Genomic DNA, 23,324 nt, shown 5'->3' with positions numbered 1-23,324 from the left:
TGTCCTTTCAAGAGTTAATCGGTGGAGGGGTTTGGACGCTCAGGCGGAACAGCGCGCCCACTTCGGTGTCGCCGATGCTGATGCGCCAGCCATGGGCCAGGGCGATTTCCTGGCAGATCGGCAGGCCCAGGCCGGCGCCCTGCGGCGTGCTGTGGGTGCCGCTGCTGTGGCCCGGGCCGCGCCAGAAGCGCTCGAACACATGGGGCCGGTGCTCGGCAGCAATGCCATGGCCTTCGTCGCGCACGCTCAGGCCCTGCGCATGCACCGCCAGGGTTACCACGCCGCCGGCCTCAGAGTGCTGGATGGCGTTTTCCAGCAGGTTCTTCAGCAGGGTGAATAGCGCGCTCTTGTCGCCCGGCCAGTGCACCGCCTGGGCGGGCAGCTGCAGGTCCAGCTGCACGCCGTGGCGGTCGGCCAGGCGCGACAGAAAGCCCACGGCTTCCACCGCTACTTCGACGACCGGAATCGAGGCTATCTGGTAGTTGTGGGCTTCGCTGGCTTCGGCCAGGTGCAGCAGCTGGTGTACCTGGCGGGCCATCACGTCGATGTCCATCAGCAGGGCTTCGCGGTCGGCCGTGCCGTCCAGTTCGATCTGGCCGCGCATCAGGGTCAGCGGGGTTTTCAGCTCATGGGCGGCCGCGCCCAGGAACTGCTGCTGCACCCGAAAGCCCTGCTCCAGCCGCTGCAGTGCCTGGTTGAAGGCGTGGATCAGTGGCACCAGCTCGGTGGGCACGTTGTCTATCGGCAAGCGGGCCGACAGGTTGCGCGGATCGATGTGGGCCGCGGCCTCGGAGGTTTCGCGCAGCGGGCGCAGCAGGCTCTTTAGCGCCAGCAGCATCAGCCCGATCAGCACCGGTATCGACACCAGCAGCGTCACCACCAGGCTGCCGCCCACCGGTCTGCGGGCCGCAAGCTGGGCCAGTTCCAGAATGCGTTCGCTGGCGACGGCCTGCAGGTAGTAGAGATGGCCGGGCGGCGTGTCGGCCACCGGCACCGTGGCCAGCTGTACGGCCGCGCCGTTGACCTGCAGATCGACCACGCCGACCGCGGGCGGGCGGTGGAAGTCCACCGGCAGCAGCTGCTCGTGGGGGTGCACGCGCAGCACCACCTGGCCTTGCGCGTCCACCACGCGGAACTCGATATCGCGCGGAAACGCGTTGTACAGCCACTGCAGTTCCGGCGGTTGCTCGATGCCGCGCGGCGTGCCGTCAGGATGGCGCTGCAGATGGCCGGCGGTCTTAGTGGCGATGTCCTGCAGCATGCGGTGGCGCGCGGCGCCGTCGTCCTGCGAAACGAAGATCAGCACGAACAAGCCGCTGAGCACCGCGGCAACGATCAGCACGCCCACCGCATAGGCGGCCAGCAGGCGCCCGCGCAGGCTGCGGAACCACTTACACCTCGACCAGCGCATAGCCATGGCCTCGCGTATTGACAATGCGCACCGCCGAGCCGATCGCCAGCAGTTTGCGGCGCATACGGTGCAGCGCCACGTCGAGGGCATTCGGTGTCACCGCCTCGGCCAGGCCCCAGGCGGCCAGCTCCAGGCTGGTGCGGCGCACGGTTTTGCCGCCGCTGCGCAGCAGGACCAGCATGATCTGCATCTCGGCCGGCGCCAGGGTCACGACCTCTTGGCCGCAGACCAGCATGCCGCCGTCGGGCCGGACCTGGATGTCGCCGAAGCCGTGTATTGCATCCAGCCGCTGGGTGGGCCGGCGCGTCAGCGCGCGCACCCGGGCCACCAGCTCTTCCATGGCGAAGGGTTTGGTCAGGTAGTCGTCGGCGCCCGATTCCAGGCCATCGACCCGGTCGTGCAGCGCGTCGCGCGCGGTCAGCATCAGGCAGGGAATCGGCTGCTTGGCCTGGCGCAGGCGGCGCACCAGGTCGATGCCGTCACCATCGGGCAGGCCGCGGTCGATCACCGCGGCTTCGTAGTCGCCATTGCGCAGGGCCGGCCAGGCGGCGTCGATGCGCGGGAACGCGTCCACCAGAATGCCCACCTGGGCCAGCGCCTTGCACACCAGCAGGGCCAGGCGTTCATGGTCTTCAACAAGTGCAATGCGACCCATGGTGTCAGGCCGCAAGGCGGGGGATGGGGCAGATGGGGCGAAAGGAGTGGACGGGGCTGTGCATGCCGGTCATTGTGCGTACACCTCTCTTACTGCCGACTTTCCGGACGAAAGTTTGTGGCAACGGGCGCCGTCGCATGGCAGGAAATACAAGCCTTTTAGGCCTCTGGCGCTTATAGAACCTGCGGTATCTGCTATTTATTCAATAGCATCGGCTTGGCTGCTTGCTTTTCAAGGCCTGCAGCGCTTGCGCAATCGGCTGCGCGGCCATGGGCCGTACCAGCCGCTGCACCTCGTGGCCGTCCTGCAGAAACACCAGGGTCGGCCAGAGCTTGATGCCGAAGGATCGTCCCAGCGGCCGGCCGCGGCCATCGGCAATCTTCAAGTGCCGCACATCGGGCCGCATGGCCAGCGCCTGTTCGATGGCCGGGCGGGCGGCGCTGCAGATGCCGCAGTAGGCGTCGCCAAACTCCAGCACCATCGCGCCGGGTGCGCTGTCGATGTCGGTGCGGGGTGGCTCGGCGCCGTATTCCTTGGCCATGGGTACTTCTTTCTGGAGGGCGGGGCACATCAGCGGGGTGGGCACATGTTAAGCCTGCGCGCTGTATCAGGCCAGCACCACCTTACAGCCGGCGTCTTGCAAGGCCGTCAGCGCCGCCAGCTTGCGCGCGCGTTTGTCGGTGATGAGCTGGTAAATGCCGCCCACCGGGCAAAAACCCACGCGGCTGCGCTGGCCGATCTTGCTGTGGTCGGCCAGGATGACGGTGTGCCCCGCCTGGCCGGCCATGGCGCGGGCGACCTCGGCTTCGCCGGTTTCGTAGTTGCTGGCGCCGTGGTCGGCGGCGATGGCCACCGGCGACAGCATCGCCCAGTCGACGCGCCAGCGCAGGATTTCTGCCACCGTGCTGGCGCCGTAGTTGGCGGCGATGCTGGCGGTAGGCGTGCCGCCCAGCACATGCACGTGGTGGCGCTGCTGGCCCTGGCTGTCGGGCACGCTGAGCTTCAGCGCCACGTCGAAGGAATTGGTGATGACCGTCAGCCCGCGCAGCGAGGCCAGCTCTTCGGCCAGCAACGACACCGTGCTGCCGGCGTCAATGAACACCGCCTGGCCGGGCAGCAACAGCTGGGCGGCGACGCGGGCGATGGCACGTTTTTCTTCGCGCTGGGCTTTGGCGCGCTCTTTTAGCGGCGCCTCGGGTTCGGGGTCTGTGCGCGCCACGCCGCCGTAGATGCGGCGCAGTTCGCCCAGAGATTCCAGCGCCGCCACATCGCGGCGCACGGTTTCGCGGGATACCGCCAGGTCGGTGGCGATGCGTTCGGTGGTGACCTGCTGAAAGTTGCTCAGCAGGGCGCGTATGCGCTGGTAGCGTTGGTCTGGAAGCATGGCAAAGCGGGGATAGGCAGGTCAAAAACAGAGCTCTGCAAACAGAGGAATGGCCAGCCGCGTGCCGGCTGGCCATTCTAGGACGCTGCGTTCCAGCAGGTCAGAGGGCGATCACCAGTTGGTCTGCCTGCGCTGCGCCAAACATCACCGGGTCGCTGATCGAGTGCTTGCCGGTTTCCAGGCGCCCGGCAAAGCGCCGGGTATATCCTTTCAGCGCGGGCACGGTGACGGTAAAGTCATACCAGTAGCCGCTGCTTTTCAGCGCCCAGCTCAGCGCGCCTTCGCCACCCGCCGCCACTGATAGCGTCTGGGCTGCGTTGCCAAAATAGGCATTGGCCACCACGCTGAAGCTGCAGGCCGCCGCGCCGGTGTTGTGCAGCTTGAGCATCAGGTCGCCATTGGCGATGTCGTAGCACACCTGTACTTCGGGGTTCGGCTGGTTGGCCGCGGCCAGGGTCTTGGCGTTGCCGGTGAAGTGGCGGTGGAAGCCATTCGGGCCCAGCACCCACAGGTCATAGGCGCCGTTGTCAGCAGCCAGCGACCAGCTGTTGGCGAGCTGCTTGCCGGCCTCCACGGTGTAGCGCTTGGGCAGGCCGTCCAGGTGCAGGCGGTCGTACACATGGAACACCGCCGCAGCCTGGCCGGTGTTGGCAAAGCTGAGCTTGAGCTGCTGGGTGCCGGGTACGCAGACGGCGGTTACATGCAGCTCGTAGGGCAGTGCGCGCGAGGGGCGCGTGCCTTGCTCCTGCACCGGCATGGCGGTGGTGCCCGGCAAGGCCGGCGTGGTTCTGCCGGGCAAGGCAGCCGCCCGATCGGCCGCAGCCAGGGTCGAGGGCAGGTTGCTGAAGAAGGCCGTGTTGTTCGGGTCGGCGAAGTTGAAGGCGCTGGTCAGGTCGCCGCAGACGGCCCGGCGCCAGGCCGAGATATTGGGCTCCACCACGCCAAAGCGGGCTTCCATGAAGCGGATCACCGAGGTGTGGTCAAACACCTGCGAATCCACCCAGCCGCCCTTGCTCCAGGGCGACAGCACATACATGGGCACGCGCGGGCCCAGGCCGTAGGGGCGGTGCTTCCATTGCTGCTGGCTGGGCGTGTCGTCGTAGCTCTGGATGTTGTTGTGGTGCTCGCCCACCAGGCTGACGGTGGAGTCGCCGGCCAGCACCGCGCTGGTGGGGTCGGCGTTCCAGGTTTCATAGGACGGTGCGGCCGGTGGCGGCATATGGTCGAAGAAGCCGTCGTTCTCATCGAAGTTGATGAACAGCACGGTCTTGCTCCACACATCGGGGTTGGCGGTCAGCGCATCCAGTACGCGGGCGGTGTAGTCGGCGCCTTGTGCGGGGCTGGACGGGCCGGGGTGCTCGGAATCGGCGGCGGGGGCCACGATCCAGCTGATTTGCGGCAGCGTGCCGTTGACCACGTCTTCCTTCAGCTTGTCCAGCTTGCGGGTGCTGATGCCGCGCTGGCGCAGCTGCTCCGAGTAGCCGAGCGTCTGGTTCCACGCGGCGCGGAAGACCTGGAAGCCGGCCAGCGAGTTGTCGGTGAAGTTGTCGTCCATGTCCTCGTACACCTGCCAGGTGATGCCGGCAGACTGCAGGCGCTCGGGGTAGGTGGTCCAGCTGTAGCCGCCGTCGCCCTCGTCCGCATCGAACCAGTCGTAGACGTTCGAGATCGCCGGGCCGTTGCCCAGCTTCAGCGGGTCGTTGGTGCCGGTCCACAGAAACAGGCGGTTCGTGTTGGTACCCGTCTGGCTGGCGCAGTGGTAGGCGTCGCACAGGGTGAAGGCATTGGCCATCGCGTACTGGAACGGGATGTCGGTCTTGTCGAAGTAGCCCATCGAATGGTTGCGCTTGGCAGCGGTCCACTGGCCCATGCGGCCCAGGTCCCAGGCCTGCTGCGCGTCGGACCAGCTGTGCGGCGTGCCCTCGACGCGCATGTACTCGAAGTTCTGCGTGGTGTTGAGGTGGAACGGCGCGATCCAGGCCGGGCTGGCGCCGGGCGTGGCATTCGGCTGGAACCACACGGTTTTGCCGCTGACGCCGTTGCGCGTGGCCACCGGAATGGGGAAGCGGTCGGCAAAGCCGCGCACGCCGTTCAGGCTGCCGAAGTAGTGGTCAAACGAGCGGTTTTCTTGCGTCAGCACCACGATGTGCTCTACGTCCCGGATGGTGCCGGTGGCATTGTTGGCCTGGATCGCCAGGGCCTTCTGGATGGCGGGCGGGAACATGGTGAGTGCTGCGGTAGAGCCGGCAGCGGTGGCGGCGGAGCGCAGGAAGTTGCGGCGATTGAGTGTCATGGTGTGTGGGAATGTGTTTGTTTGTGGAAATGCCGATCAGCGGGCGCAGCGCACGTCGCGGGCCTTGCCGTCGGAGCCGTTGTTGTCACCGCCGCCGCAACCGCTCAGCGCCAGGCATACCGCCAGGCCGCCGGCAAGGACTTGGCCCCAGCGTAGCAGACGGGCAGCGCGTGGGCGTGTGGAAAGAGGCTGTGCCGCGGTAGATCGGCTGTGCCGGTGGGCTTGGCTTGTGTGCATGGTGGGTTCCAAGGTGGAGGTCAAAAAATGGCCTTGTCCCGTTGCAGCGATGTAGCGTGCCGCGCCGATGTGTGCGGCGTGAAGCACGGTTTGGATGGCATCCGCTGCCCGGTCAGGTCAGTTGATGCTATGTGTTCAAAGTTACGTTTGTGTGACTTTGTGGTTCTTGTTTGGGTTTTGCACAGACGTAAAAAATCCCTTGCCACGGACTCCATGGCAAGGGATTTTTTTACGGGCTGGTGTTGGGCGGATTTATGTAAAACAGGCCGCTGGCGCAGGTACTGATTGCGCTAGTAGCTACGTTTTTAATAGCGAATGGCTTCAGTCGATCAACTGGCCGCCGTCGTGGAACGGATAGGGGCCGGGAAACACGCCGCTGGCCACCAGATGGCTGACCAACTGCCCGCCATTGCCCAGCGCATGCAGCGCAAAGCCGGGCGGCTCCAGAGTCCAGGCCGATGCCGCGTCGGGCGCCAGATCCAGACACACTTGGTGGGCCGGCGAGGGCACGGTCATGGCGATGCTGCCACCAAAACGCACCTGGATGCTGCGGTGCAGATGGCCGCAGATGATGCGCTCCACATTCGGGTGCCGGGCCACCAGCGCTTCCAGCTCGGCTGCGCCTTGCAGCAGGCCGATGTCGTCCATGTGGCCGATCAGCGTGGCAAACGGCGGGTGGTGCATGGCGATGACGACAGGGCGGTTGCGGTTCTGGTCCAGCGTGTCGGCCAGCCACTGCAGGCGCTGGTCGCACAGGCTGCCATGGCTGGAGCCGGGCACGACTGTGTCGAGCGCGACCAGCTGCAAATCGCCCACCTCTACGCTGAACTGCACGAAGCCGCTGTTGCCCAAATAGCCGTGGTCGGCAAAGCTGGCGCGCAGCTGTTCGCGGTCGTCGTGGTTGCCGGGCATCAGGTACACCGGCATGGTCAGCGGTGCCAGCAGACTGCGCAGATGCGCGTACTCGGCGGCGCGGCCGAAGTCGGTCAGGTCGCCGGTGATGACGACCGCATCGGGCTGCTGCGGTAGTCGCAGGACGGTGTCCACCGCTTGCTGCAAATATGGCGCGGTGTCGAGCCGGCCATAGGCCAGGCGGCCAGGTTCGCGGATGTGCAGGTCGGAGAGTTGCAGCAGCAGGGTCGTCATGCCATCTCCTCGCAGGACATCAGGCGTTCGGGGGCGATGTGGATGCCCACGGTGTCGCCCACCTTGGCCGGGTGGTCACGCGGCACTTCGGCGTTTAGCGGCGCCTGGTCGGCCAATGCCAGCGTGAGCTGCAAGCGGTCGCCCAGAAAGCTGCGGCGCTGCACCACGGCCTGGCCGGCGCCGGAGTGCACCGGGCCGATGTGGATATCTTCCGGGCGCACCAGCAGCGCGCTCTGGCCGGCGCGGGCGGGAGGGCATTCGAGCAGCAGACCACCCAGCGGCAGCAGGTTGCGCAGCAGCGCCGGGTTGTCGCGGCGCAAAGTATTTACCCGGCCCAGAAAGCTCGCCACAAACGGATGCCCGGGGCGGCGGTACAGGGTTTCACCGTCGCCCACCTGCACGATGCGGCCGGCCTGCATCACCGCCAGGCGGTCGGCAATGGCTAGCGCCTCTTGCTGGTCGTGGGTCACGTGGATGGCGGTGATGTGCAGGCGGCGCAGCAGCTCGGCCAGTTCGTCGCGCAGCGATTCCTTTAGCTTGGCGTCCAGCGCGGTCAGCGGCTCGTCGAGCAGCAGCACGCGCGGGCGCACCGCCACCGCGCGGGCCAGGGCCACGCGCTGGCGCTGGCCGCCGGACAGCTCGGCCGGGCGCTTGTTTTCCAGGCCGTTCAGGCGCACCAGATCAACCAGCTCGCCGACGGTGCGGCGCTGTTCATCGGCGCTGACGCCGCGAATCCGCAGGCCGTAGCCGATGTTGGCCGCCACCGACATCTGCGGAAACAGCGCGTAGTGCTGGAACACCATGCCGATGCCGCGCCGCTCGATGGCCAGCGCGGTTACGTCATCGCCGCCGAACAGGATGCGGCTGCCGGCGTCCGGCGTTTCCAGCCCGGCGATCAGGCGTAGCAAGGTAGTTTTGCCGCAGCCGGATGGGCCGAGCAGGGCCAGCACCTCGCCGGGCTCGATCGCCAGTGTGGTGGGCTGCAGGCCGCGCGTGCCATCGGCATAGGTTTTGGCGCAATCAATCACATCGACGCGCGTGCGTTCAAGTTCCATGGTGTTTCTCAATAAGGTGTCCTAGCCATTGCAAGCCCCACAAGACCGGCAGGATGACCAGCAAAAAGACCAGGGTGTAGGCCGAGCCGATCTCGATGCGCATCGACGCATAGCTGTCCGCCAGGCCCACCGGCAGGGTGCGCGTCAGCGGCGTGTGCAGCATCCAGGTCAGGTTGAATTCGCCGACCGACAGGGTGAAGACCATCAGGCTGCCGGCCACGATGGCGGGCAGCACGGCGGGTACCAGCACGCCCATGAAGCGCTGGCCAAAGCTGGCGCCCAGTGAGCGCGCGGCTTCCTCCAGCGCCAGCAGTTCATGCCGGCGAAACGCCGCGCCGACGGTGCGCACCATGAACGGCAGCGTGAACACCAGGTGCCCGACCAAAATGAAGGCAAAGCTCTGGCGGAATTCGCGCAGCTGCCCGTAGGCCAGGATCAGCGCCAGCGCGGTGGCCAGGCCGGGCACGGCCACCGGCAGGGTCAGCAGCTCTTCAAACAATCGTGCCCAGCGGGATCGGCTGCGCGCCAGCGCATAGGCGCAGGGCACGCCCAGCAGCAGGCAGCCGACCACGCTGAGCAGCGCCAGCAGCAGCGACGCCGCCACGGTGCCGCCGTACACGTCCAGCACCTCGCTGATCCAGCGCAGGGTCAGGCCACTGGCCAGGCCGGTGCTGTAGTTGTTGACCAGGCCGGCCAGCACCGACAAGGCGATGGGCGCGAGCATGAAGACGCTGACCAGCGCGGTCAACGCCGGCAGCAAGAAGGGGAGTTGTCGTGGATGGACCATGGTCTTATGCCCCCGCTGCCGCCGGGCCGGCCGCATGGCGGGCCAGGAACAGGCTCAGCCAGGTAATGATGCCCAGCGTGATCGACAGGCTGGCGGCCAGCGCGAAGTTGGCGTAGTTGGTGAACTCGTTATAGAGCGTGATCGGCAGCACTTCAAACTTGCTGGCCAGGGTGAAGGCCGTGCCGAAGGCACCCATGGATGTTGCAAAAACAATAGCGCCACACGCAAGCGTGGTCTGCGCCAGCTCGGGAATCCATACGTCTCTGGCAACGCGCCAGCGGGATGCGCCCAGCGAACGCGCGGCTTCTTCCAGCTGCGCATCCATGGCGCTGGCGGCAGCGGTGTAGGTGGCGATGGCGCGCGGCAGCGAAAAGTACAGATAGCCCAGGAACAGCCCCGTCAGCCCGTAGGCAAACGTGGTGCGGCCCAGGCCCAGCCACTCGGTCAGATCGGCCACCAGGCCCTGGCGGCCACCGAGCAGGATGATGAAGAAACCGATGATCACACCGGGGAAGGACAGCGGCAGGGTCAGCAGCGACAGCAGCAGCGGCTTGGCCCTGAAGCGCTGCCGCGCCAGCGTAATGCCGACCAAGCCACCGAGCAGCAGCGTGGCCAAGGTGACGGCCAGCGACAGGCCCAGCGTGTTCAGTAGGCTGTGCAGGTAGCGGCCGTCGGTCAGCACCGCGAAATAGGTGGCCCAGCCTTTGTCAGCCGGCAGTGCGAACAGGCGCACCACCGGCAGCAGCCAGAAGGCGGCAAAAAAGGCCACGGCCGGCGCCGCGCAGGCGCCCAGCAGGCGGGAAGGGGAAGTCATGCGGAGCGCCTCTGTGCAGGTTTACTGCACGTCTTTCAGGTAGCGGTCCGAGAAGGCTTTTTGCACTGCAGCCATCTTGGCGTAGTCCACGGTCTTGGCGCGGGCGTATTCGCTGGCGGGCAGGAAGCGGGCCTGGATTTCCTTGGGCATGGCCGTGGCGCGCACCGGACGCAGATAGGCATTGGCCCACAGCGCCTGGCCTTCATCGGACAGCACGAAGTCCAGCACCTTGTGGGCGTTGTCGGCGTGCGGCGCATTCGCTACCTGGCTCATCACATAGGGCACCACCAAGCTGCCTTCAGCGGGGATGACGAACTGCACGTTGGCCTTGTCTTTGTACTTGGCGCGGTAGGCGTTGAAGTCGTAGTCCAGCAAGATGGCGATCTCTCCCGACAGCACGCGCGCATAGGCGGTTTGCTTGGGCACGATGGGTTCGTTCTTTTGCAGTGCCTTGAAGTAGTCGATGCCCGGGCCGAAGTTGTCCAGCGTGCCGCCGCGCGCCTGGTTCACCGCCACGGCGCCGACGTAGCCGACGAAGGCCGAGGCCGGGTCCAGGTAGCCGATCAGGCCCTTGTACTCGGGCTTGAGCAGGTCAGCCCAGGACTGCGGCACAGGCTTGCCCTTGAGCGCATCCACATTCACCATGAAGCCCATGGTGCCGGAATGGATGGTGAACCAGTGGCCTTGCGGGTCTTTCAGCCCGTCGGGAATATCGGCCCAGCCGGCGGGTTTGTAGGCGGCAACCACGCCTTCTTTTTGCGCCTGGATGGCGAAGGTCACGCCCAGGTAGGTCACGTCGGCAACGGGGCTGGCTTTCTCGGCCACCATCTGCGCCAGCGACTGGCCGGAGTTCTTGTTGTCGGGCGGCACGGTGATGCCGGTCTTGGCTTTGATGGCCTTGATCTGGCTGGCCCAGTCGGCCCATTCGGGCGGGCAGTTGTAGCAGATGGCGTTTTGTGCCATGGCGCTGGCACCGGCCAGGCCGAGTGCCAATAGCGCGGCGCGCGCCAGGGTTTGGAAAGGTTTACGCATAAAGACTCCGTTGAAGTAAATGGGTGGGGGACGTAGCTTCTTGTTATGACTGCAGCACCGGGGCGCAGGACTCACCGGTGCGAAAACCATGGGCCAGCAGCACGCTGGCGTCGGGCGATACCGCTGCGCCGGCCGCCATGGCGGCCACCAGCAGTTGCACGCCGTGGCGGCCGATGTCGGCATTTGGTTGGGTGATGGTGCTGAGCATGGGCGTCAGGTCTTCGCCCAGCGCAATGCCGTCAAAGCCGGTGACGCTGATGTCCTGCGGCACGCGCAGGCCGGCCAGGTGTGCGGCGCGGATGCTGCGGATCGCCAGCAGGTCGTTCGAGCACACCAGCGCGGTGGGGCGGGGGCTGCGCTGCAGCAGCGTGCATATGTCTTGTACGGCAGTTTCGACAAACGGCACTTCCAGCCATTGCGTGCCGTCCAGCCCCAGCGCTTCCATACCTGCGCAGAAGCCGCGCTGGCGTTGCTGGGCCCGGTCGGACGCCGCCAACTGGCCGCTGATCAGCGTGATGCGGCGGTGGCCGAGTGCGGCCAGCCGCGCCACAAGCTCGCGCACGGCCAATTCGCTGTCCACCGACACGCAGGGGTGATCGGGGTGCTGGTTGTAGGCCAGCACATAGGGCAGATGGGCCGCACGCAGCCGGGCCAGCGCGGTGGATGTGGCGGGGTTGGACACCACCAGCAGCATGCCGTCCACATTGCCGGCCAGCAGCTGCTGTACGGCCTGTTCTTCGCTCTCCAGCCGGTAGTCGGTGGTGATGGGCAGGATGGCGTAGCCGGCGGCGCTGGCGGCCTTGGCAATGCCGTCCAGGCATTCGGCGAACACCGGATTCAGCAGGGTAGGCAGCACTACGCCGATCACCCGGCTGCGCTGGGTGCGCAGGCTGCGGGCGCTGGCATTGGGCAGATAGGCCAGGGTTTGCGCCATTTGCAGCACGTGGGCGCGCGTCACGGCATTCACCGTGTCGGGACGGTTGAAAACCCGCGATACGGTGGCCATGGATACGCCGGCCTGCTCTGCTACTTCTCGGATGCTCACGTTGTTGTCCTGACTGAAAACGTTTTCATTGGACAAGCTGGGCGTGACACCGTGATGACAGGTGCACCGGCGCAAACGTGGGGCAAAAAAAAGCCCGCATCAGCGGGCTCTAGGGATGGGTAGGCAGCTTATTTTCCGCGCTTGACCCGCAGCAGTTCGTCCAGGATCAGGCAGATGGCGCCCAGGGTGATCGCGGCGTCGGCCAGGTTGAAGGCCGCGAAATGCATGCCGCGCCAGTGGAAGTCCAAGAAGTCCACCACATAGCCGTGCATCAGCCGGTCGATCACATTGCCGATGGCGCCGCCCAGCACGCAGGCCATGGCAAACGAGAACAGCTTCTGCCCCGCATGCTTGCGCAGCATGTAGATGATGAACAGCGCCGCGGCCACACCGATGCCGGTGAAGAACCAACGCTGCCAGCCGCCCGCATCGTGCAGGAAGGAGAACGCCGCGCCGGTGTTGTGCGCGCGCACGATGTTGAAGAAGCTGGTGACATAGGTGCTGTCGCCCAGGCGGTAGTAGCCCACGATCAACACCTTGGCGAACTGGTCGGCGATCAGGATGATCAGCGCCAGGCCCAGCCAGGGTAACCAGCTGGCGCTGGACTTGCCGAAAGTGGTTTTGCCTTTGCCCGCCATTACGCAAACACCCGGGTTTCGCCGGCGCCATACAGGTTGCTGCTGCAGCGGCCGCAGATGGTGGGGTGGGCGGCATCGCTGCCCACGTCCGGCGTGTAATGCCAGCAGCGCTCGCATTTGGCATCAGAACTGGCTTTGACGCTGATGTTATGTGCGTCACCAGCTACCAAGTTGATAGCAGAGGTGATGAACACGAACTTCAGGTCGGCGCCCAGGCTGGACAGCAGGGCGTAGTCGTCGGCCGGCACGGTCAGCTCCACATTCGCCTGCAGCGAAGCGCCGACTTCGCCATTGGCGCGCAGCACTTCGATGTCCTTGTTCACCGCGTCGCGGATCTCGCGGATGCGGCTCCACTTGGCTTGCAGCGCGGCGTTGGGTGCGGCCAGCTCGGCATAGGTTTCCAGGAAGATGGATTCGCTGCTGCCGAAGATCTTCCAGGCTTCCTCGGACGTGAAGCTGAGGAACGGCGCCATCCAGCGCAGAATGGCATGGGTGATCTGCGCCAGCGCGGTTTGGGCGCTGCGGCGGGCCAGCGATTTCGGCGCGGTGGTGTAGAGCCGGTCTTTCAGCACGTCCAGGTAGAACGAGCCCAGGTCTTCCGAGCAGTACACCTGCAGCTTGGCGACCACCGGGTGGAATTCATACACCTCGTAGTGCGCCAGGATGTCAGCCTGCAGCTGGGCTGCACGGCTCAAGGCATAGCGGTCGATCTCCAGCAGTTCATCAAACGGAACGGCATCCGTCGCCGGGTCAAAGTCGCTGACGTTGGCCATCAGGAACTTCAACGTGTTGCGGATGCGGCGGTAGGTATCGACCACGCGGGCCAGGATCTTCGCGTCTATGCCCAGGTCGCCCGAGTAGTCGGTCGAGGCGCACCACAGGCGGATGATCTCGGCGCCCATCTTGTCGCTGACTTCTTGCGGCGCGATCACATTGCCTTCGCTCTTGCTCATCTTGCGGCCGCGGCCGTCGACGGTGAAGCCGTGCGTCAGCAGGCCCTTGTAGGGCGCGTGGTCGTACATCGCGCAGGATGTGAGCAGCGAGCTGTGGAACCAGCCGCGGTGCTGGTCATGGCCTTCCAGGTACAGGTCGGCCGGCCAGGCGGATTGCGCTTTGTGGCTGGCGCGCAGTACGTGCTCGTGCGTGGTGCCGGAGTCGAACCACACGTCCAGAATGTCATTCACCTTGGTGTAGTTCTCCGCATCGGCGCCGATGATGGATTCGGCCGTGGCCTTGCTCCAGGCTTCCACGCCGCCGGCCTGCACCATGGCCGCGGCCTGGTCGATGATTTCCATCGTCCGCGGGTGTAGCTCGCCGGTGGCGGTGTGGATGAAGAAGGGCAGCGGCACGCCCCAGTTGCGCTGGCGGCTGATGCACCAGTCGGGCCGGCCGGCGATCATGTCGCGCAGACGGGTCTTGCCGTTCTCGGGGTAGAAGCTGGTTTCCTCGATGGCATTCAGCGCCAGCTGGCGCAGGGTTTGCCGCGCCTTGTCCTTGGTGAACACGCCTTGGCCCTCGTCCATGCGGATGAACCACTGGGCGGCGGCGCGGTAGATCACCGGCGTCTTGTGGCGCCAGCAGTGCGGGTAGCTGTGGGTGATGGTCTCGGTGGCAAACAGGCGGTCGTGTTCGCGCAGCTTTTCGATCACCAGCGGCGCAGCCTTCCAGATGTTCAGGCCGCCGAACAGCGGCAGCTCGTCCACGTAGCGGCCGTTGCCCTGCACCGGGTTCAGGATGTCGTCGGTCTTGATGCCGTTGGCCACGCAGGAGTTGAAATCCTCTACCCCGTAGGCGGGCGAGGAGTGGACGATACCGGTGCCGTCGTCGGCGGTGGCGTAGTCGGCCAGGAAGATCGGGCTCAGGCGCTGGTAGCCGGGGTCTACATCGTAGAACGGGTGCTTGAAGTTGATGTTCGCCAGCTTTTCGCCCAGCGTGGTGGCCAGCACCGTGCCGTTCAGCGCGTAGCGGGCCATGGCTTTTTCCACCAGGTCGGCCGCAAGCAGCAGGATGCCGCGCTCGGTCTGCACCAGGGCGTAGGTCAGGGCCGGGTTCAGGTTCAACGCCTGGTTCGCCGGGATGGTCCAAGCGGTGGTGGTCCAGATCACGGCGTAGGCGTGCTGCACCAGTTTCTCCAGGCCGAAGGCGGCGGCGAGCTTTTCGGGCTCGGCGCATTCAAAGCCCACGTCCAGGGTTTGCGACTTCTTGTCGGCGTATTCGATTTCGAACTCGGCCAGCGAGCTGCCGCAGTCGAAACACCAGTACACCGGCTTCAGGCCGCGGTACACAAAGCCGCGTTCCATGATGCGTTTCAGCGCGCGGATCTCGTTGGCCTCGTTGCCGAAGTCCATGGTGCGGTACGGGTTGTCCCACTCGCCCAGCACGCCCAGGCGCTTGAAGTCGGCCATCTGTCCTGCTATCTGCTCGGTGGCGAAGGCGCGGCTTTTTGCCTGCACTTCGTCGCGCGGGAGGTTGCGGCCGTGCAGTTTTTCGATGGCGTTCTCGATCGGCAGGCCGTGGCAGTCCCAGCCCGGCACATAGGTGGCGTCCATGCCCTTGAGCTGGCGCGCCTTGACGATCATGTCCTTCAGGATCTTGTTGACGGCGTGGCCGATGTGGATGTTGCCGTTGGCATAGGGCGGGCCGTCGTGCAGCACGAACTTGGGCGCGCCCAGGCGGGCGTCGCGCAAGCGCTTGTACAGGCCTTTGTCTTCCCATTCCTGGACCCAGCCGGGTTCGCGCTTGGGCAGGTCGCCGCGCATGGGGAACGGGGTGTCGGGCAGGTTCAGGGTGCTGCGGTAGTCAGGAGCGGTTGATTCGGTCATGGGATTTTCGAATGGCACGTTGGGGAGGCAGCCGACACACGTGGGCCGCAAGATCTTTTGGCTGCGCGGGCAGCAAGGAGATCGTCTAAATTCGGTCGCGCGTCGTCTGGCGGCTGGTTTCGGCGTGCAAGGTCTTGAAATACGCGCGTGCCTCGTCGCAGTCCTTGGCGATGCCGATTTGAAGGGCGTCCAGACTGTCGTATTTCAGTTCGTCATGCAGTTTGTGCAGCAGTTCCACGCGGATGATTTTACCGTAGGCCCCCTCGGGGCCCAGCGCGGCAGGCCAGTCCAGGCAATGGGTTTCCAGCAGCACCCGGCCGCCGTTGATGTCGTTCGGGTCCAGCGAGGGGCGGATACCCAGGTTGGCGACGCCGATCAGCGGTCCATCTCCTAAGCCATGCACCCGTACCGCAAAGATGCCGCTGGCGGCGGGTTTCCAGTGCGCAAAGCGCAGGTTCAGGGTGCGGAAGCCGTCGTTGCGACCGGCGGCGGACTCGCCCAGCTGCCGGCCCAGCTTGCGCCCGTGCACCACGTGGCCGCTGATGCTGAACGGCCGGCCCAGCAGGCGGGCCACGTCGTCCATGCGGCCTTCAACCAGGGCGGCGCGCACATTGGAGCTGGAGACGCGGGTGCCGTGCACCTCGTAGCTGTTCATGCGGGCCACGTCGAAGCCTTGGGCTTCGCCGGCGGCGTCCAGCATCGCGTAGTCGCCGGCGCGCTTGGCGCCGAAGCAGAAGTCGTCGCCCACCAGCACATAGCGCACGCCCATGCCGCGCACCAGCACGTCGTCTATGAAGGCCTGGGGCGATTGGGCGGCGAATTTGGCGTCAAACGGCAGCACCACTGTCTGGTCCACGCCGCAGCGGTGCAGTTCGGTGAGCTTGTCGCGCAGGGTGGCGATGCGGGCCGGCGCCAGGTCGGGCTGGCCGGTGGCTTTGGCGAAGTAATCGCGCGGGTGCGGCTCGAAGGTCATCACGCAGCTGGGAATGCCGCGGTGCCGGGCTTCGTTGATCAGCAGCGCCAGCATGGCCTGGTGGCCACGGTGCACGCCGTCAAAATTGCCAATCGTCAGGGCGCATTGGGGCGCGATGCCAGGGTGTTGGAAGCCGCGAAAAACCAGCATGTATCGTTATCTTTTTGATAGCGTATTGCGCCCGTGTAATAAGCGCTGTCAGCTCAATGTTCATAGAAACAATGTATATTGTGACGCAGCAGACAGATACAAGGCAGCAAAGCCTTGGGTGCATTTCCGGTAAGTGGTCTATCAATTGATCCAGGAGGCGTTTTCGTGAAGGTCTTGAAGCTCTCAGCCCAAGGGCTGCCCCAGTCGTGGATTTCGCTGGAGCAGGCCGTTGTCCACTACGCTGCCGAAGAGGTGCGCTGGGAGATGGGCGCGCAGGTGGCGGTGTTCCATGGCGGGCACAACGCCATCACGGGCGAGCAGTCGATCATCACCGTCAACAGCATCATCGGCACCCGCGGCGTGCCGAATATCAACCCCTTCGACCTGCGCCCCAGCCTGACCAACGCCAAACTGTTTATCCGCGACCGCAATGTCTGCGCCTACTGCGGCAACCGCTTCCACGAAGAAGTGCTGACCCGCGAACACATCAAACCCCTGGGCCAAAAGGGCGCCGACACCTGGATGAATGTGGTCACCGCCTGCCGTGCCTGCAACCACCGCAAGAGCAACCGTACGCCCGAGCAGGCGCACATGCCGCTGCTGTACACGCCCTATGTGCCCAGCCTGTGGGAAGACTTCATCCTGCGCAACCGCCGCATCCTGGCCGACCAGATGGAGTTTCTGATGGCCCATGTGCCGAAGTCGTCTAGGCTGCTGATTTAGCCGATCCCCAGCTCAGCGCACAGCTTCTGTACCGTGGCCCTTAATTGGGCCACTTCTTCTTCCAGGGTTTCGATCCGGGCTTCCAGCCGGCTGGTGTTGCCGCTACCCGCGGGGGCTGCGGGGGCATTGATATCCACCGGACCGCACAGCAGATGTGCCCAGCGCTGCTCGCGTTCGCCGGGTGCACGGGCCAGTTTGACCACCAGTGGGCCGCCTTTTTCTTCGCTGCGCTCCAGCATTTCGTCCAGAAAGCCTTCCACCGAGGAAATATCGGCAAATTTGTACCAGCGCTCGGTATTCAGCCGCAGCTCGCCAGCGGTTTGCGGGCCGCGCAGCATCAGCAGGCCCAGAATGACGGCCGATTGCTCGGGTACGCCGATGCCGCGCTGGAAGTTGTGCTCGAAGCGCGTCACCCGGCTGCCGCTGGATTCGCGTACCAGGGCCAGGTCTTTCAGTGTGCCCAGGGCCTCGGCGATTTCGGCTTCGCTCAGGGTCATGATCGGGTCGCGGCTGGTTTTCTGGTTGCAGCCACTGAGCAGCGCGACCAGCGACATCGGGTAGCTGTCGGGCACGGTACGGGCTTTTTCCATCAAGGTGGCGAGCACGCGGGCTTCGGTGGGCGAGAGGAGGGTGGTGGTCACAGGGATAATTCCGGTCAGTATGAAAAACATTGTTATTTTGATCTCTGGCGGCGGCTCGAATATGGCGGCCATCGTCCGCGCCTCGCTGCGCGACGATTGGGCGCGGCGTTTCGGCGCCAAAGTGGTGGCGGTAGTGAGCAACAAGGCCACGGCCGGCGGGCTGGACTTTGCCCGGGCCCAGGGGCTGGCGGCCGAGGTGGTGGAGCACAAGGCTTTCGCCGATGCGGTCGATCCGCGCGCCGCGTTCGATGCGCAGCTGGCCCAGGTGATCGACCGCTATGAGCCCGCGCTGGTGGTGCTGGCCGGCTTCATGCGCATCCTGACGCCGGGTTTTGTCGAGCGCTATGCGGGGCGGATGGTCAACATCCACCCGTCTTTGCTACCGGCGTTTGCCGGCCTGAATACCTACCAGCGGGCGCTGGATGCCGGCTGCTGCTTCGCCGGCGCCACCGTGCACCAGGTGACCGCCGAGCTGGACCATGGCCCCATCCTCGGCCAGGCGGTGGTGCCGGTGCTGCCCGGCGACACCGCCCAGACCCTGGCGGCCCGGGTACTGACCCAGGAGCACCTGCTGTATCCGCGGGTGATTGCTAATTTGCTACAGAAAATGTAGCTGCTGGCGCAGGTATCAGCTGCGCTGGAGCCCTGTTTTCTATAAATTCCCAGCAATCTGGTCCCGTGACGACCTTAGCGGCTGAAGTTGCCTGCCTGCGCAAGATCCTTGGGGGATGACGATTTACCCACGTGCACCGTGTACTGGCCAGCCGGGATGACCCAGGCATTGCTTGCCGTGCTCCAAACGCTCAAGGGATGGTTGGCGCCCGACGGATCGATCGAGATGACGACCTGTTTGGACGCGCCGGGTGCCAATTCCACCTTCTGAAACCCGGTGAGCCGCTTGGGTGGTTGGGCTGCGCCTACGCTGCTGGCACTGGCGGGCAAGGACAGGTAGACCTGGACGACTTCGGACCCGGCAAGCGACCCCGTGTTGGTTACCGTGGCCTTGACCTCATAGGAGCCGGTGATCGTGTTGCGCGCCACACTGGAGGCTCCCACGTTGAAGGTCGTGTAGGACAGACCATGGCCGAATGGGAACGCGACGCAGGGATTGCTGCCATTCACCACCGCACACTGGCCGCTGACATTGCTGTCGTACCAGCGGTAGCCGATGTTGAGTTGCTCCGAATAGGTGACGGTCTGGGTCACGCCGTCCGCCGCCACTACACCCGGGAACTGCTGAGTCGTCAGGCTGTCCAGGAAGCCCTTACCCGCATAGGGAAAGGTGACCGGGAGTTTGCCCGAAGGGTTCTTTCTTCCAAACAGCAGGTCGGCGACGATGTTGCCGTCCTCCTGGCCTGGGAACCAGACTTCCAGGATCGACGGACCGGAAGTGCCCACCAGAGCCGGGTCCATGGCCACGCCTGCGTTGTCTTTCAGCACCAATGCCGTCTTTTGGGCCATGGCCTTGGCGGTGGTCGAGGTGACGGCCATGATGGCCTTGACCATGGCGACGGTATTGCTGTTCTTCACCGCATTCGTGCCGGTGGCCGTGGCAGGAGTGGTGAGTGAAGCGGATGCATACCAGTCGAGGCTGCTGCCATCGGCAGCAGTGGCGCCTGCAGCCAGGGGTACGGTGACGGAAGACAGCGAACTGCCGTCCTGGGTGGTCGCCCGGTCTGCGCCTTCTTCGGCGATGGTGCCGGCCATCACGATGACGGCATCGGCGCCTGCCGCAGCGGCTGTGACGTCGGCAAAGGACGCGGACACGCCGTCGATGGTGGCCGTGGCATTGGCGTCATCGACGAGGATCAGCTGAACCGTTGCCGTGGTGTTGCCCAGGCTTGTGAGCATGTTCTTGATGCCCTCCAGCGGCGCCACGGTGTAGTTGGGCACCACGTCGGAACTGCCGCCGCCGCCGCCCATGGCCTTGCCGACTACTGCGCCGCCAGCGACCGCCTGCTGCGCATAGACCTGCGAAGCCTTGCCGATCAGCACCAGCTTGGCCGCGGAGGATGCAAACGGCAACGCACCGTTGTTTTGCAGCAGCACAGCCGCCTTGGTGCCAATGTCACGCGCCACCTGGCCGTTGCTGGCGAAGTCGATCGGTGTTTGTTTCAGCGGGCGGTCAAAGATGCCCCACTTGAACATCTGCGTGTAGCGGCGTTCTAGCGACTTGTCGAACATCGCTGTGGTGATGGTGCCGGCGGTGAGTGCCGCTGTCAGGTTGGTCTTGGACCAGAACTGCGGAATCGGCATTTCGTGGTCCATGCCGCCCAGCATGGGGCCGACCGTGCTTTTTACCGTGAAAAAGTCAGATTGCACGTAGCCGGTAAAACCCCAGTCGTCGCGCAGCACGCCCGTGAGCAAGGCCTTGTTTTCGCATGAGTTGAGGCCGTTGACCGAGTTGTACGCGCACATGATGGATGCCGCCTTGCCGTCCTTGACGGTCATTTCGAACGGCAACAGATAGATTTCCCGCAGCACCTGCGGGTCTATGGTTTCCTGGATCTTCATGCGGTTGGTTTCTTGCTCGTTACCAACGAAATGTTTGGGCATGCCGATCAGCCCCTTGGCCTGGACAGCCTTGACCTCGGCCACACCCATCGTGCCGGTCAGGTACGGGTCTTCGCCGAAATACTCGAAGTTCCGCCCGAGGATGGGCAGGCGGGCCATGTTGACACCCGGTGCCTCGAACACATGCAGCGCCAGGTTGTTCATTTCGGTGCCGATGACATTGCCATAGGCGGTCGCAACGCCGGGATCGAACGAAGCCGCTGCGGAGATGGCCGAGGGCAGCGCGGTCGCTTTGGCCGACGTGGGATGGGTATAGGCGGCGGTGAAAAACTTGGTACCGGCTTTGACCTCGTCATACACGCTTTTCGATACACAGTCGTTCTGGCCCAGACCGACCGGGCCATTGGTGATCCGGAAGGTCGGAATATTCAGCGCCGCGATTCCGCTCACGTGCCGTGCGCCGTAGCACTCGGGCAGCTCGGGTAACAGCTCCGGCATGCTGCCGGTCAACTGCTGCATTTTTTGCTCGGTGGTCATGGCTTGCACGAGCAGCTTCGCGCGTTGGTTGGCGACGGCCTCCTTGGCAGCATCGGTGCTGGCTGCGGCTTGCTGGGCAACAAGAGAAGGCCTCATCCACGCATTGCCGTTGTAGCTGTCGGAGCCGCCACAGGCGACGAGTCCAACAGCCAGAGCTGTCCCCAGGGCCAGGGCGAGTGCAGTTTTACGGGGGCTCAGTATTTGCCCTCGGCTCTTGTTGGACGATGGACGGTGTGAAACGGGCCGCAGCTTTTGACGCATTTTTGTCTCCTGGTTGTGAAAGCGGAACCCAAAGCAGGAGTGGGACTTGTGTCGAACTCTTAATTTGGTAACGTTAACTTTTATTGTTATCGTTAACAATTTGAGAGTCAATGCAAATGACTTAGAGGTATCCCTAGGTGGCCCTGCGGCCTAAACGCTGGCGCGTTCGATGATCGTGAAGCCGATATCGATGGTGTGCTGGGGGATGGCGCGGCCTTCGACGCGGTCGACGATGCAGCGTGCGGCCTCAATGCCGATCTGCGTGCCGTCTATGCGCACGGTGGTGAGTGCGGGGTGCAGGTCCCGGGCAAAATCCAGGTCGCCAAAGCCCATGACCGCCAATTCTGTGGGCACGGCGATGCCCAGCACCTGGGCTTCGGTTAGCACACCCAGGGCCAGCATGTCGGAGCTGCAGAACACCGCGTCGAAATCGGTGCTCTGGGCCCGCAGGGCCCGCAGAGCGCTGCGGCCACTGCCCAGGGTGGTGGGGGCGGGCACTTGCTGGACCAGCGGCTCGGCCAAACCCAGGCTGAGGGCGGTGGCGACAAAGGCCTGGCTGCGGCGTTGCGCGCGTTCGTCGTCGCCGCTGATCACCGCCAGCCGGCGCCGGCCGTGCGCATGCAGGTGCCGGCATACGGCCTCGGCCACTGCGCTGTGCGAGAAGCCGACCAGCATGTCGATGGGCTCGGGGCTCAGGTCCCAGGTTTCCACTACGGGAATGCCAGACGCCAGCAACCGGCGCCGCGCCTCGGCGGAGTGCACCACGCCGGTCAGCACTATGCCGTCCGGCCGGCGGCCGATGATGGCGCCCAGCAGTTCGTCCTCCAGCGGTTCGGCATAGCCGCTTTGGCCCAGCATCAGCTGGTAGCCATAGCCGCGCAGCGCCGAGGTCAGGGCTTGGACGGTTTCATTGAACACCGGGCTGACCAGGGTGGGCACCAGGGCCGCGACGAGCCGGCTTTTGTTGGAGCGCAGCCCGCCGGCCAGCAGATTCGGCACATAGCCGGTGGCGGCGATGGCGGCTTGCACTTTGGCCAGGGTGGCGGGCGGCAGCCGGTCCGGGGTGTTGATGGCGCGCGAAACCGTCATCGCCGAAATGCCGGCCAGCAGGGCCACGTCGTTCACTGTGACGCTGGCGCTGCGCCGCTTGCGTTCGGCGGGCGGGGTGGGCTGGGCGGGCGGCGAGGTCTCGGTCATAGCCGCGATGGTAGCTGTAACACGGCCGCACACGGGCGACTACCCGTGGCGTGCCCGTCGCCATCAATGCTATTGAATATGTAGCTGGTCGCGCAGATTAAATGAGCGCCAGAGCCTGTTCTTATGCTGTAACGCTGACGGTGGAGCCGGTGGCGGTGCTGGCGCTGCCCGCAGCCATGCTGGTGTACTGCTTGAGCAGTTGCTGGGCCAGCTGGTTCAGGTCGATGCTGTCCGAGCCATTGCTGCTGGCGGAGGCTTTTTGCAGGGTTTCCATGGCGCTGTCGACCTGCTGGGCCAGGGTGTCGATCTCGCTGTCGCTGAGCTGGCCGTCCTGGTTGCTGTCGATGGCCTGCAGCAGGGCTTCCAGGGTGCCGGTGGCGCTGGTCGTGCCGCTGGCGGCGCCGGCGGCGGCTTCGGCGGCCGAGACGATCCCGTCTTTGTTGGTGTCCAACGGGTCGTAGGTGCTTGTGTCGGTACTGCTGCTCGGTGGCGGGCCGGCGGGAGGCGGGCCACCGGCGCCTTGCGGGCGGCCGGCACCGAACTCAGCTTCGGTCAGCTTGCCGTCGCCGTCGGTATCCAGGCTGGCGAAGCTGTCGTTGCTGGCCCGGGTCTGGGCGAATTCCATGGTGGACGGCAGGGGCACGATGCTGGTGATGCCGTTGACCAGTTCGTCGGCATTCAGGCTGCCGTCGCCATTGCTGTCGAGCTGCGTCATCAGGCCCGCAGCGGTATTGGTGTTGGTGATGCCGGTGCGTTCCGACACCTTGTCGAGCAGGGTTTGCAGCTCGCCGCTATCGACGCCGCCACTGCTGTCCGCATCGACCTTGGCAAACAATTTGTCTTTGTTGCCGCTGCGCGGGGCGTTGGCTGCGGCCCATGCGCTGCTGCTGTTGCTGACACTGCTGATGCTGGACATCATGGTTCCTTTTTCAAGCGCAAATCGTAGGGGCTGCCACCGGGGTGCGCGGCGCTGGGTGGCTATCTGATTCTTGTGCCTTGCTGTAAACGG

The 23,324-nt window shown here is 65.0% G+C and carries 21 protein-coding genes; 2 read left to right on the top strand and 19 right to left on the bottom strand.

Translation table 11 applies throughout. The features are described from left to right. Nucleotides 1–7: 7 nt before the first annotated feature. From BLT66_RS12590 to BLT66_RS12525, 15 genes are all read right to left on the bottom strand, one after another. Nucleotides 8–1,411: a sensor histidine kinase gene (locus tag BLT66_RS12590; protein WP_176955042.1), complete on the bottom strand. Its 1,404-nt coding sequence runs from the start codon at nt 1,409–1,411 to the stop codon at nt 8–10. Then, complete coding sequence (locus tag BLT66_RS12585; RefSeq protein ID WP_092758061.1) at nt 1,392–2,066, bottom strand: response regulator transcription factor; 675 nt, start codon at nt 2,064–2,066, stop codon at nt 1,392–1,394. Before BLT66_RS12585 ends, BLT66_RS12590 begins: the two co-directional genes overlap by 20 nt. A gap of 202 nt (nt 2,067–2,268) precedes the next feature. Then, nucleotides 2,269–2,607, bottom strand: coding sequence for a thioredoxin family protein (locus BLT66_RS12580; protein ID WP_092758060.1), 339 nt, complete (start codon nt 2,605–2,607; stop codon nt 2,269–2,271). A 66-nt stretch (nt 2,608–2,673) separates the two neighbouring features. Beyond that, nucleotides 2,674–3,450 carry a DeoR/GlpR family DNA-binding transcription regulator gene (locus BLT66_RS12575; RefSeq protein ID WP_092758059.1) on the bottom strand — a complete coding sequence of 259 codons (777 nt, stop codon included), beginning with the start codon at nt 3,448–3,450 and terminating at the stop codon, nt 2,674–2,676. A gap of 100 nt (nt 3,451–3,550) precedes the next feature. Next, nucleotides 3,551–5,743 (bottom strand): phosphocholine-specific phospholipase C, encoded by a 2,193-nt coding sequence (locus tag BLT66_RS12570; protein ID WP_092758058.1) that lies wholly within the window; start codon nt 5,741–5,743, stop codon nt 3,551–3,553. A 36-nt stretch (nt 5,744–5,779) separates the two neighbouring features. Continuing rightward, nucleotides 5,780–5,980, bottom strand: a complete 201-nt coding sequence (locus BLT66_RS26475; RefSeq protein ID WP_143029213.1) for a hypothetical protein — start codon at nt 5,978–5,980, stop codon at nt 5,780–5,782. 321 nt (nt 5,981–6,301) lie between these two features. Continuing rightward, entirely contained in the window at nt 6,302–7,126 is an 825-nt protein-coding gene (locus BLT66_RS12565) for a phosphodiesterase (protein WP_092758057.1), read from the bottom strand. Next, a complete protein-coding gene (locus tag BLT66_RS12560; protein WP_092758056.1) occupies nt 7,123–8,181 on the bottom strand; it encodes an ABC transporter ATP-binding protein in 1,059 nt (352 codons plus the stop codon). Before BLT66_RS12560 ends, BLT66_RS12565 begins: the two co-directional genes overlap by 4 nt. Then, on the bottom strand, nt 8,171–8,968 hold the full coding sequence (locus BLT66_RS12555) for an ABC transporter permease (RefSeq protein ID WP_092758055.1): 798 nt from the start codon (nt 8,966–8,968) through the stop codon (nt 8,171–8,173). Before BLT66_RS12555 ends, BLT66_RS12560 begins: the two co-directional genes overlap by 11 nt. 4 nt (nt 8,969–8,972) lie before the next feature. Beyond that, nucleotides 8,973–9,782 carry an ABC transporter permease subunit gene (locus BLT66_RS12550; RefSeq protein ID WP_092758054.1) on the bottom strand — a complete coding sequence of 270 codons (810 nt, stop codon included), beginning with the start codon at nt 9,780–9,782 and terminating at the stop codon, nt 8,973–8,975. A gap of 21 nt (nt 9,783–9,803) precedes the next feature. After that, nucleotides 9,804–10,814 (bottom strand): ABC transporter substrate-binding protein, encoded by a 1,011-nt coding sequence (locus BLT66_RS12545; protein ID WP_092758053.1) that lies wholly within the window; start codon nt 10,812–10,814, stop codon nt 9,804–9,806. A 43-nt stretch (nt 10,815–10,857) separates the two neighbouring features. Further along, nucleotides 10,858–11,859 (bottom strand): LacI family DNA-binding transcriptional regulator, encoded by a 1,002-nt coding sequence (locus tag BLT66_RS12540; protein WP_092758052.1) that lies wholly within the window; start codon nt 11,857–11,859, stop codon nt 10,858–10,860. Nucleotides 11,860–11,987: 128 nt separating this feature from the next. Then, entirely contained in the window at nt 11,988–12,497 is a 510-nt protein-coding gene (gene lspA / locus BLT66_RS12535; protein ID WP_092758051.1) for a signal peptidase II, read from the bottom strand. Then, entirely contained in the window at nt 12,497–15,319 is a 2,823-nt protein-coding gene (ileS, locus tag BLT66_RS12530) for an isoleucine--tRNA ligase (RefSeq protein WP_092758050.1), read from the bottom strand. Before ileS ends, lspA begins: the two co-directional genes overlap by 1 nt. 85 nt (nt 15,320–15,404) lie before the next feature. Beyond that, nucleotides 15,405–16,442 (bottom strand): bifunctional riboflavin kinase/FAD synthetase, encoded by a 1,038-nt coding sequence (locus BLT66_RS12525; RefSeq protein ID WP_092758049.1) that lies wholly within the window; start codon nt 16,440–16,442, stop codon nt 15,405–15,407. 165 nt (nt 16,443–16,607) lie between these two features. Between BLT66_RS12525 and BLT66_RS12520 the strand changes: the two genes are divergently transcribed. Next, nucleotides 16,608–17,165, top strand: a complete 558-nt coding sequence (locus BLT66_RS12520; protein WP_092758048.1) for an HNH endonuclease — start codon at nt 16,608–16,610, stop codon at nt 17,163–17,165. Here the strand turns inward: BLT66_RS12520 and BLT66_RS12515 are convergent. After that, nucleotides 17,162–17,755 (bottom strand): YceH family protein, encoded by a 594-nt coding sequence (locus BLT66_RS12515; protein WP_369821602.1) that lies wholly within the window; start codon nt 17,753–17,755, stop codon nt 17,162–17,164. The two genes, BLT66_RS12520 and BLT66_RS12515, sit on opposite strands and share 4 nt — an antisense overlap. A gap of 70 nt (nt 17,756–17,825) precedes the next feature. Here BLT66_RS12515 and purN point away from each other — a divergent pair, with 70 nt between their 5' ends. Continuing rightward, complete coding sequence (purN, locus tag BLT66_RS12510) at nt 17,826–18,419, top strand: phosphoribosylglycinamide formyltransferase (protein ID WP_092758440.1); 594 nt, start codon at nt 17,826–17,828, stop codon at nt 18,417–18,419. Nucleotides 18,420–18,493: 74 nt separating this feature from the next. Here the strand turns inward: purN and BLT66_RS12505 are convergent, their stop codons facing one another. The 3 genes from BLT66_RS12505 to xopAW all read right to left on the bottom strand — a co-directional run bounded on the left by BLT66_RS12505 (nt 18,494) and on the right by xopAW (nt 23,231). Then, a complete protein-coding gene (locus BLT66_RS12505) occupies nt 18,494–21,118 on the bottom strand; it encodes a beta-glucosidase family protein (RefSeq protein WP_255406888.1) in 2,625 nt (874 codons plus the stop codon). Nucleotides 21,119–21,268: 150 nt separating this feature from the next. Then, nucleotides 21,269–22,315, bottom strand: coding sequence for a LacI family DNA-binding transcriptional regulator (locus BLT66_RS12500; protein WP_092758046.1), 1,047 nt, complete (start codon nt 22,313–22,315; stop codon nt 21,269–21,271). 121 nt (nt 22,316–22,436) lie between these two features. Then, nucleotides 22,437–23,231, bottom strand: a complete 795-nt coding sequence (gene xopAW, locus BLT66_RS12495; RefSeq protein WP_092758439.1) for an EF-hand domain-containing protein — start codon at nt 23,229–23,231, stop codon at nt 22,437–22,439. Nucleotides 23,232–23,324 lie beyond the last annotated feature (93 nt).

The organism is Rhodoferax sp. OV413, from assembly GCF_900104385.1.
Taxonomy (GTDB): Bacteria; Pseudomonadota; Gammaproteobacteria; order Burkholderiales; family Burkholderiaceae_C; genus Rhodoferax_B.
The sequence above is the reverse complement of the archived record's forward strand: the minus strand, read 5'-3'. Positions and strand labels throughout refer to the sequence as shown.

What these genes read in the sequence shown, in the direction of transcription:
- lspA (WP_092758051.1), bottom strand. Translation starts at nt 12,497, where the DNA reads ATGGCGGGCAAAGGCAAAACCACTTTCGGCAAGTCCAGCGCCAGCTGG.
- BLT66_RS12545 (WP_092758053.1), bottom strand. Translation starts at nt 10,814, where the DNA reads ATGCGTAAACCTTTCCAAACCCTGGCGCGCGCCGCGCTATTGGCACTC.
- BLT66_RS12500 (WP_092758046.1), bottom strand. Translation starts at nt 22,315, where the DNA reads ATGACCGAGACCTCGCCGCCCGCCCAGCCCACCCCGCCCGCCGAACGC.
- BLT66_RS12590 (WP_176955042.1), bottom strand. Translation starts at nt 1,411, where the DNA reads ATGCGCTGGTCGAGGTGTAAGTGGTTCCGCAGCCTGCGCGGGCGCCTG.
- BLT66_RS12515 (WP_369821602.1), bottom strand. Translation starts at nt 17,755, where the DNA reads ATGGAAAAAGCCCGTACCGTGCCCGACAGCTACCCGATGTCGCTGGTC.
- BLT66_RS12555 (WP_092758055.1), bottom strand. Translation starts at nt 8,968, where the DNA reads ATGGTCCATCCACGACAACTCCCCTTCTTGCTGCCGGCGTTGACCGCG.
- purN (WP_092758440.1), top strand. Translation starts at nt 17,826, where the DNA reads ATGAAAAACATTGTTATTTTGATCTCTGGCGGCGGCTCGAATATGGCG.
- BLT66_RS12580 (WP_092758060.1), bottom strand. Translation starts at nt 2,607, where the DNA reads ATGGCCAAGGAATACGGCGCCGAGCCACCCCGCACCGACATCGACAGC.
- BLT66_RS26475 (WP_143029213.1), bottom strand. Translation starts at nt 5,980, where the DNA reads ATGCACACAAGCCAAGCCCACCGGCACAGCCGATCTACCGCGGCACAG.
- BLT66_RS12525 (WP_092758049.1), bottom strand. Translation starts at nt 16,442, where the DNA reads ATGCTGGTTTTTCGCGGCTTCCAACACCCTGGCATCGCGCCCCAATGC.
- ileS (WP_092758050.1), bottom strand. Translation starts at nt 15,319, where the DNA reads ATGACCGAATCAACCGCTCCTGACTACCGCAGCACCCTGAACCTGCCC.
- BLT66_RS12570 (WP_092758058.1), bottom strand. Translation starts at nt 5,743, where the DNA reads ATGACACTCAATCGCCGCAACTTCCTGCGCTCCGCCGCCACCGCTGCC.
- BLT66_RS12550 (WP_092758054.1), bottom strand. Translation starts at nt 9,782, where the DNA reads ATGACTTCCCCTTCCCGCCTGCTGGGCGCCTGCGCGGCGCCGGCCGTG.
- BLT66_RS12575 (WP_092758059.1), bottom strand. Translation starts at nt 3,450, where the DNA reads ATGCTTCCAGACCAACGCTACCAGCGCATACGCGCCCTGCTGAGCAAC.
- BLT66_RS12565 (WP_092758057.1), bottom strand. Translation starts at nt 7,126, where the DNA reads ATGACGACCCTGCTGCTGCAACTCTCCGACCTGCACATCCGCGAACCT.
- BLT66_RS12505 (WP_255406888.1), bottom strand. Translation starts at nt 21,118, where the DNA reads ATGCGTCAAAAGCTGCGGCCCGTTTCACACCGTCCATCGTCCAACAAG.
- BLT66_RS12560 (WP_092758056.1), bottom strand. Translation starts at nt 8,181, where the DNA reads ATGGAACTTGAACGCACGCGCGTCGATGTGATTGATTGCGCCAAAACC.
- BLT66_RS12585 (WP_092758061.1), bottom strand. Translation starts at nt 2,066, where the DNA reads ATGGGTCGCATTGCACTTGTTGAAGACCATGAACGCCTGGCCCTGCTG.
- xopAW (WP_092758439.1), bottom strand. Translation starts at nt 23,231, where the DNA reads ATGTCCAGCATCAGCAGTGTCAGCAACAGCAGCAGCGCATGGGCCGCA.